The sequence below is a fragment of the Streptomyces spongiae genome (assembly GCF_009377185.1).
Taxonomy (GTDB): Bacteria; Actinomycetota; Actinomycetes; order Streptomycetales; family Streptomycetaceae; genus Streptomyces; species Streptomyces spongiae.
Genome location: NZ_VJZC01000427.1, coordinates 1 through 8663, shown reverse-complemented (window position 1 = coordinate 8663; position 8663 = coordinate 1). Strand labels below are relative to the sequence as shown.

Sequence of the window (8663 nt, the reverse complement as noted above, 5' to 3'; positions counted from 1 at the left end):
GAGGTTCGCGGGGCCGGTCCGTGCGGGCGGCGGGCCGTCAGTGCGCGCGCTGGGCCCATTCGCCGCAGAGCCGGACACTGTCCTCGGGGGTCGGCTGGGCGCCCCGGTCGACCTCGATGACCAGCCAGCCGTCGAAACTGTCGGGCAGTGCGGCCAGGGTGGCGGGGATGTCGACCGACGCGTGTCCCGGTTCGGCCCACAGACCGGCGAGGACGGTCTGCTGGTACGTCCAGCCCTCGGCCCTGCCGCGTGCGGCGATGTCGGCGTGGTAGTCCTTGACGTGCATGCTCGCGACCCGCTCCCCGTAGTCGCGGATCAGACCGATGACATCGGCGCCCGCCCAGCCGAGGTGGCCGATGTCGGGGCCGAAGGAGAGGACGTCGGCGGGGACGGTGTCGAGGATGAAGCGGGTCTCCTCCTCGGTCTCGGCCCAGGTGCCGATGTGTGGGTGGAAGGCGGCGGTGACGCCGCCCGCCCTGGTGGTCTCGCCCATGCGCGCGAAGACGTCACGGACCCGTTCGAGGCGTTCGGGGCTGGAGTCGGCGCCGACCGCGGGCCGGTGGACCCGGGGTGCCTGCTTGTTCATGCCGGTGGCCACGAAGACCGTGGGCACGCCGAGTTCGGCCATCTGCGTGCTGATGCGGTCCGTCTTGTCGAGGTGTTCGCGCAGGCTCGTCTCGTCCTCGGGCAGCGGGCCGGAGATGTAGCCGGGAGCGGGGGCCAGGCCGTGGTCGGCGAGGAGCTGTCCGTACTGGGCGGCCGTCATGTCGGCGGGCACCTCGGCGTGCACGGAGCGGATGCCCGCTTCCCGGATGGCCTTGAGCCGCTCGGTGAGCGGGGGAGCCAGCGCGGGGTCGATCCAGCCGTCGTCGGTGGCGATCCACTGCAGCGGGTTGATCGCGATCTTGTCAGGGCTGATGGTCATGCGGGTCCTTTCGGGGAGGTGTGGAGCCGGGCCGTCGGGTGGGCGAGGGGCGGTCAGGCGCTGAAGCGGGGCTGTGGGCGCTCGCACGTGCTGGTGAGGTGGATGAGTCGGCCCTGTTGCGAGGCGTCCTCCACGGCGCACAGCGCTTCCAGCACGTGGAAGGCGAAGCCGGCGGTGGCGCGGTGCCGGCCGCCCTCGATGGCGTCGGCGAGGTCGCGGACGCCGAGACCGCGTTGGTGCTGCTCACGGGTGTCGACGGCACCGAACAGCTCCACGGCCGGCTCCAGCACCGTCCACTCGGCGTCGCCGTGCCGCCGTAGCCGTACGTCGCCGTCGAAGTTGTTCGGGTTCGGGAGGGACAGGGTGCCCTCGGTGCCGTAGAGCTCCATGCGGGGCAGGTCGGTGTCCCAGATGTCGAAGCTCATCAGGGCCGTCCCGATGGCTCCCGAGGCGAAGGTGAGCACCGCGGAGGCGTGGGTGGGGACCGTGACCTCGATCGAGTCGACGGTCCGGGAGGGCGCGGTCACCGTCCGGTGCGGTGCTCCGATGCGGCTCGCCGCGGTGATGGTACGGATAGGGCCCAGGGCGTTCACCAGGATGGCGACGTAGTACGGGCCCATGTCCATCACCGGGCCGCCGCCCTGCTGGAAGAGGAACGTGGGGTCCGGGTGCCAGGTCTCCGCCTTGCTGTGGCTGATGAACGCGGACGCGCCGATGGGGGTGCCGATCAGTCCGCCGTCGACGGCCTTGCGCAGGGTCTGGCTCGCACTGCCCAGGAAGGTGTCCGGAGCCGAGCCGAGGAGGCGCCCGCTCCGGGCCGCGGCCTCCAGGACCGCCCGGCCCTCCTCGACCGTCGTGCCGAGGGGCTTCTCCACGTAGACGTGCTTGCCGGCTTCCAGAGCGGTGGTGATCGTACGAGCGTGGTGCACCGGCGGGGTGAGGTTGACGACGATGTCCACCGAGTCGTCGGCGTACAGCTCGGCGTCGTCGCCCCAGGCCGGGATGTCGTGCTCGGCGGCGGCCTGTTCGGCCCGGGCCACGTCGATGTCCGCGACGCGCACGATCTCGAGTTCCGGGTAGCGGGCCAGACCGGTGACGTACCGGCCGAAGATGTTGCCGCTGCCGAGGATGCCGATCCGATGTGTCGGCTTGGTCGTCATGGACGCGCTTCCTTTCCCAGGCTGGGTTTTGGCCGAAGGACGAACGAAAGGGGATGCCGGGTGGATTCTCCGGCCGCTCGGTTGCCGAGCATTGAAGTCCCGTCAGCGGGAGCGGAACGAGGACGATGGTCCGCTGAGCAGAACGGGTGCTTCCGGGTTATCGAACCGTGATGTGGGAGGGAGTACGGTGCCGGTCCTGTGCCGGCGGCAGCGTCGGCGCGGGTATGGCGAGGGGGGGGAGAACAGGCAGGTCGGACGCCGTTCTGCCCGCCGGGGAGTGAGGTTGTCCGAGCCGCGTCGGATGCGTGCCGACGAGGGTGTCGTGCGCATCGGGGAGTGGGAGCGGCAGGGGAGCCGTCTCATGGAGCGGGCGGACGTCGTTGACTCGCGTTGCCCTTCGTTGATAAAAGCTCCAGTTTCCCGGCTTTCATCGTGACCGAAGTGCACATCACGGCAGTTTCGTTTAGTTTGCAAGTGCCGGACAAGATGCCGGTTTTAATTTTTCGCACTGACTAAATACTGACTAAAGGCAACTGACCAAAGACAAAGGCGGCCGAACGACATGCGCGACAGCGACGGGTACGCCACTGACCCGGCCCTTCTCCCGGCGGTCCCGGCCGGGTTGCGCAGGGTGCTGGATCTCGTGGTGTCCGGGGAGGCGACGAGCCGTGCGGAGATCGCCCGGCGCAGCGGCCTGGCCCGGTCCACGGTCGGCCAGCAGGTCGACCACCTCGTCGCGGGCGGCATCCTGCAGGAGATCGAGGCCCAGAAGTCGGTGCGCGGGCGCCCTCCCCGGGTGCTGACGCTCGGCCCGCAGGCGGGGACCATCGCCGTGGCGGACGTCGACGCGCTGGCATCCCGCGTCGCGATCGCCGACCTCACGGGCCGGATACTCGCGCAGGACATCGCGGATGTCCGGGTCGACGCCGGACCGGAGGCGGTGCTGGGCGCGGTGAGCGAGCGTCTGCTACATCTGCTGGAGCGGACCGGGCGCGGGCCGGACCGGGTCCGCCAGGTGGTCGTCGGCCTGCCCGGGCCCGTGGACTTCCAGCGAGGTTGCGCGGTGCGGCCGAACGGGATGCCGGGCTGGGACGGATACCCGGCGGTCGAGTTCCTGAGCGAGCGCTTCCGGGCCCCGGCCCTGGTGGACAACGACGCCAACCTCATGGCGCTCGGCGAGGCCGTCCAGGAACAGGGCGACACACCGCTGCTCTGCATCAAGATCGGCACCGGCATCGGGGCGGGCTTCGTCTCCGCCACCGGTGAGGTCTACCGCGGCGCGGACGGAGCCGCCGGCGACGTCGGCCACATCCGGGCGGCCGGCGGCAGCGACGCCCTGTGCACCTGCGGGAACGTCGGCTGTGTCAGAGCGCTCGCCTCTCACCGGGCCGTCCTGCAGCAGCTCGGCATCCCCGAGTCGACCGACGAGGATCCGCTGCACGGCGAGCACGAACTGGTGCGGCGCGTGGCGAACAACGACCCCCACGCCGTACGGGCCCTGCGCCAGGCCGCCACCGAGATCGGCGAACTGCTGGCCATGCTGGTCTACGTGTTCAACCCCCGCAGGCTGGTGCTCGGCGGCCCGCTCAGCGAACTCGGCGACGACCTCCTGTCCGGTGTCCGTGCCGTGGTCTACCAGCGCGCCCTTCCCCTGGCCACCCGGGACCTGACCATCACCACGACCCAACTCGGCAGCGGTTCGGCGCTCCACGGCGCCATCGCCCTCGCCACCCGGGACGTCTTCAGTGCCACCGGCATAGCGCGGATGCTGGCCGACGACGTCGAGGACGTGCCGGTCGGGTCGTAGAGAACACGAGTCGTAGAACACGAGTCGCAGATCACGGGTCGCGGAACGCCACGCGACAAAGACAGCGTTCCGCTCCGCGGACCGGGCACCTTGGCCCGCACGATGCACCACCGCATGCTCCTGGGTGCATTAGTTCGGTGACAGCACGGAAAGCCCTCGGTTCACGTCAGCCGGACCTACAGCGTGGGAAGGCGGAGGTGTACCAGTGGCTGGTTCTCTACGGGCGGTGGTGGTCGGGGCCGGGATGATCGGCGCCGTGCACGCCGCCGCGATCCGCGCCACGGGCGCCGACCTGGCCGGCGTGGTGGCATCGACTCCGGAGCGCGGCGCGCGGGCCGCCGAGGAATGGGGTCTGCCCGCCCGCTATCCGGATCTGGACGCGGTGCTCGCCGATGACAGCGTCCAGGTCGTGCACGTGTGCACCCCCAACGCGCTGCACGTCGGGCAGGCCGAAGCAGCACTGCGCGCCGGCAAGCACGTGGTCTGCGAGAAACCGCTGGCGACCGCAGTCACGGACGCCGAACGTCTGACCCGGCTGGCGGAGCGGACGGGGCTGGTCCTCGCTGTGCCGTTCGTCTACCGCTACCACCCGCTCGTACGGGAGATCCGGGCGCGCCGGTTGCGCGGCGAGTTCGGGGCGTGGCAACTGCTGCACGGCAGCTATCTGCAGGACTGGATGCTGTCCGAGGACGCCGTGTCATGGCGGGTCGACCCGCGCGACGGCGGACCCTCGCGGGCGTTCGCGGACATCGGCTCGCACTGGTGCGACCTCGTCGAGTGGGTCGCCGGGATCCGCTTCACCGAGCTGACCGCGCGGCTGGACACGACGATCGCCAGCCGCCCCACGGGCACGGGGGCGAGCTTCGCGAGCGCCGGTACCGGCCCGCGTGCCGAGGTACGCACCGAGGACGTGGCCACCGTGCTGCTGCGGACCGACGACGGCGTCCCCGGCACGCTGACGGTCTCCCAGGTGTCGGCGGGCCGGAAGAACCGGCTGTGGTTCGAGCTCGACGGCGCGGACGGCAGCGCGGTCTTCGACCAGGAGAACCCCGAGACGGCCTGGCTCGGTGCCCAGGACGGCGCACGGCTGATCGTCCGCGACCCCGGCCACGGTTCCGCCGAACAGCGACGGCTGTCCCGGCTGCCGGCCGGGCATGCCCAGGGCTACGCGGACTGCTTCACCTCCTTCGTCGCCGACGCATACGCCGCGATCAGGGGCGAGGACCCGGAGGGACTGCCCACCGGCGCCGACGGTCTGCGGGCCGCCCGGATCGTGGAGGCGGTCCTCACGTCCGCGGCGTCGCTCGCCTGGACCGACGTCGACGAAACCCCCCGAACCATGGAGGCCCTCGCATGAAACTCGGCATGCTCACCGCCTGCCTGCCCCGCCTGTCCCTGGCCGAGATCGCCGCCTGGGCGACCCAAGCCGGGTACGAGGCCCTGGAGGTGGCGGCATGGCCCGGCACCGGAGGCCGGGACTTCGAGGCGGCGCACCTGCCGGTGGCCGGCTTCGGTGCACGCGAGGCCGACGAGACGAGGGCGTTGTTCGAGCGCCACGGTCTGGAGCTGTCGGCGCTGGCGTACTACGAGAACAACCTCCACCCGGACGCCGAGCGCCGTGCGGAGATCCACGCCCACCTCAGGGCGGTCGTCGACGCGGCGGCCGCGCTGCGCGTCCCGTACGTGGGCACGTTCGTGGGCCGCGACTGGACCCGGCCGGTGGCGCACAGCCTGGACGAGGCCGAGAAGGTCTTCCCCCGGCTCGTCGAGTACGCGGGCGAGAGAGGCGTACGCATCATCATCGAGAACTGCGTGATGGAGGGCTGGCACCCCGACGGCTACCCGGGCAACCTGGCCTACTCGCCCGAGCTCTGGGAATGGATGTTCGGCCTCGGCCTGTACCTCAACTGGGACCCCTCGCACCTCACCTGGATCGGCGTCGACCCGGTGAAGACCATCGCCCCGCACGCCGACCGGATCGTGCACGCCCAGGCCAAGGACTGCCAGATCCTGCCCGGCACGGTCGACCGCTACGGCTTCTTCGGCAAGGCGGTCCGGCGCGACAACCCCTGGGACACCGGCTGGTGGCGCTACCGCGTCCCGGGCCGCGGCCAGGTCGACTGGAACGCGGTCGTCGACGCCCTGTACGAGAACGGCTTCACCGGCACGCTCTCCGTCGAACACGAGGACCCGCTGTGGAGCGGCACCGAGGACAAGGTCAAGACGGGGCTGCGGATCGCCCACCGGACCCTGCGTCCACTGATCGTGGACTGACAGCTGATCGTGGACTGACGGCGAGGAAGACCCACAACGGGCGGAACAGAGGCCGCCCCGGCCGGAGGCGATTCCGGTCGGGGCGGCCGAGGTGTGGACTAGCTGTCCGCGGAGCGATGGGTCAGGCGAGCGACGCCAGCGTCTCGTTCCACGTCGTGGACGGGCGCATGACGGCCGCGGCCTTGGCCGGGTCGGGCTGGTAGTAGCCGCCGATCTCCGCCGCCTTGCCCTGGGCGGCGATCAGCTCGTCCACGATCGTCTGCTCGTTCGCGGTGAGCGTCTCGGCGAACGCGGCGAAGGCCTTGGCCAGGTCCGCGTCGTCGGTCTGGCGGGCCAGCTCCTGCGCCCAGTACAGGGACAGGAAGAAGTGGCTGCCGCGGTTGTCGATGCCGCCGACGCGACGGGTCGGGGACTTGTCCTCGTTGAGGAAGGTCGCCGTGGCGCGGTCGAGGGTGTCGGCGAGGACCTGGGCGCGACCGTTGCCGGTGAGCTTGGCGTACTGCTCCAGGGACGGCACCAGGGCGAAGAACTCACCCAGCGAGTCCCAGCGCAGGTAGTTCTCCCGGACCAGCTGCTGGACGTGCTTCGGGGCGGAGCCGCCGGCGCCCGTCTCGAAGAGACCGCCGCCCGCCATCAGCGGGACGACCGAGAGCATCTTGGCGCTGGTGCCCAGCTCCAGGATCGGGAACAGGTCGGTCAGGTAGTCGCGCAGCACGTTGCCGGTGACGGAGATGGTGTTCTCGCCGCGCCGGATGCGCTCCACGGACAGCTTGGTCGCCTCGACGGGGGAGAGGACCCTGATGTCCAGGCCCTCGGTGTCGTGCTCCGGCAGGTACTCGTTGACCTTGGCGATCAGGTTGGCGTCGTGGGCGCGGGTCTCGTCCAGCCAGAAGACCGCCGGGTCGCCGGTGGCGCGGGCACGGGTGACGGCCAGCTTCACCCAGTCCCTGATCGGGGCGTCCTTCGTCTGGCAGGCGCGGAAGATGTCACCGGCGGAGACGGTCTGCTCGATGACCGCGTTGCCGGACCGGTCGACGAGACGGACCGTACCGGTGACCGGGATCTCGAAGGTCTTGTCGTGGCTGCCGTACTCCTCGGCCTTCTGCGCCATGAGGCCGACGTTCGGGACGGAGCCCATCGTCGACGGGTCGTAGGCGCCGTTGGCGCGGCAGTCGTCGATCACGGCCTGGTAGACGCCGGAGTAGCTGCTGTCCGGCAGAACGGCCAGGGTGTCGGCCTCCTGGCCGTCCGGGCCCCACATGTGGCCGGAGGTGCGGATCATGGCCGGCATGGAGGCGTCGACGATCACGTCGGACGGGACGTGCAGGTTGGTGATGCCCTTGTCCGAGTCGACCATCGCGAGCTCCGGGCCCTCGGCGAGCTCGGCGTCGAAGGAGGCCTTGATCTCGGCGCCCTCGGGGAGGGACTCCAGGCCCTTGTAGATGCCGCCGAGGCCGTCGTTGGGGGTCAGACCTGCCTTGGCGAGCGCCTCGCCGTACTGGGCGAACGTCTTCGGGAAGAAGGCGCGCACCACGTGACCGAAGACGATCGGGTCGGAGACCTTCATCATCGTGGCCTTCAGGTGCACGGAGAACAGCACGCCCTCGGCCTTGGCCTTGGCGACCTGCGCGGTCAGGAACTCGCGCAGCGCGGCGACGCGCATCACGGAGGCGTCGACGACCTCGCCGGCCAGTACGGGTACGGACTCGCGCAGGACGGTGGTGGAGCCGTCGTCACCCTTGAGCTCGATGCGCAGGGTGCCGTCCTCGGGGATCACCGTGGACTTCTCGGTGGAGCGGAAGTCGTCCACGCCCATGGTGGCCACGTTCGTCTTGGACTCGGGGGTCCAGGCGCCCATGCGGTGCGGGTGGGACTTGGCGTAGTTCTTCACCGAGGCCGGGGCGCGGCGGTCGGAGTTGCCCTCGCGCAGGACCGGGTTCACGGCGGAGCCCTTGACCTTGTCGTAGCGGGCGCGGATCTCGCGCTCCTCGTCGGTCTTCGGGTCGTCCGGGTAGTCCGGCAGCGCGTAGCCCTGGCCCTGGAGCTCGGCGACCGCGGCCTTCAGCTGCGGGATCGAGGCCGAGATGTTGGGCAGCTTGATGATGTTCGCCTCGGGGGTCTTGGCGAGCTCGCCCAGCTCCGCGAGGGCGTCCGGGATGCGGCGGCCCTCTTCGAGGTACTCCGGGAACAGGGCGATGATGCGGCCGGCCAGGGAGATGTCACGGGTCTCGACGGTGACACCGGCCTGGGCGGCGTACGCCTGGATCACCGGCAGGAACGAATAGGTCGCCAGGGCGGGCGCCTCGTCAGTGTGCGTGTAGATGATGGTCGAGTCAGTCACCGGGTGCTCCGCTCCACGTCTGCAACATTGCTCGACATCAAGATATCTCGTGAGCGGGGCGGGCTCGACAGGGGTTCGGTATCGATCGGGGTGTCCGGGACCGGTGGGGCTGGACCTGGTGTGTTCCGCCCCCCGCCGCCCCTACCCGTCCCATCC

General features: G+C 70.6%; 6 protein-coding genes. 3 read left to right on the top strand and 3 right to left on the bottom strand.

What is annotated here, in order from left to right:
• Positions 1–37: 37 nt before the first annotated feature.
• On the bottom strand, positions 38–925 hold the full coding sequence (locus FNH08_RS36970) for a sugar phosphate isomerase/epimerase family protein (protein ID WP_152775905.1): 888 nt from the start codon (positions 923–925) through the stop codon (positions 38–40).
• A 53-nt stretch (positions 926–978) separates the two neighbouring features.
• Positions 979–2085, bottom strand: a complete 1107-nt coding sequence (locus FNH08_RS36965; RefSeq protein ID WP_152775904.1) for a Gfo/Idh/MocA family protein — start codon at positions 2083–2085, stop codon at positions 979–981.
• 562 nt (positions 2086–2647) lie between these two features.
• Here FNH08_RS36965 and FNH08_RS36960 point away from each other — a divergent pair.
• The 3 genes from FNH08_RS36960 (at position 2648) to FNH08_RS36950 (ending at position 6166) form a co-directional block, all read left to right on the top strand.
• On the top strand, positions 2648–3892 hold the full coding sequence (locus FNH08_RS36960; protein WP_152775903.1) for an ROK family transcriptional regulator: 1245 nt from the start codon (positions 2648–2650) through the stop codon (positions 3890–3892).
• A gap of 205 nt (positions 3893–4097) precedes the next feature.
• A complete protein-coding gene (locus tag FNH08_RS53720) occupies positions 4098–5249 on the top strand; it encodes a Gfo/Idh/MocA family protein (protein WP_322726096.1) in 1152 nt (383 codons plus the stop codon).
• Positions 5246–6166: a sugar phosphate isomerase/epimerase family protein gene (locus FNH08_RS36950; protein ID WP_152775902.1), complete on the top strand. Its 921-nt coding sequence runs from the start codon at positions 5246–5248 to the stop codon at positions 6164–6166. The genes FNH08_RS53720 and FNH08_RS36950 overlap by 4 nt, the downstream gene beginning before the upstream one ends.
• A 121-nt stretch (positions 6167–6287) precedes the next feature.
• Here FNH08_RS36950 and FNH08_RS36945 read toward each other — a convergent pair whose 3' ends face one another.
• Positions 6288–8507, bottom strand: coding sequence for an NADP-dependent isocitrate dehydrogenase (locus tag FNH08_RS36945; RefSeq protein ID WP_322726095.1), 2220 nt, complete (start codon positions 8505–8507; stop codon positions 6288–6290).
• Between the last annotated feature and the right edge of the window lie 156 nt (positions 8508–8663).

Coding starts and splice junctions, on each gene's coding strand:
- FNH08_RS36950 (WP_152775902.1), top strand. CDS start 5,246: ATGAAACTCGGCATGCTCACCGCCTGCCTGCCCCGCCTGTCCCTGGCC.
- FNH08_RS36970 (WP_152775905.1), bottom strand. CDS start 925: ATGACCATCAGCCCTGACAAGATCGCGATCAACCCGCTGCAGTGGATC.
- FNH08_RS36960 (WP_152775903.1), top strand. CDS start 2,648: ATGCGCGACAGCGACGGGTACGCCACTGACCCGGCCCTTCTCCCGGCG.
- FNH08_RS36965 (WP_152775904.1), bottom strand. CDS start 2,085: ATGACGACCAAGCCGACACATCGGATCGGCATCCTCGGCAGCGGCAAC.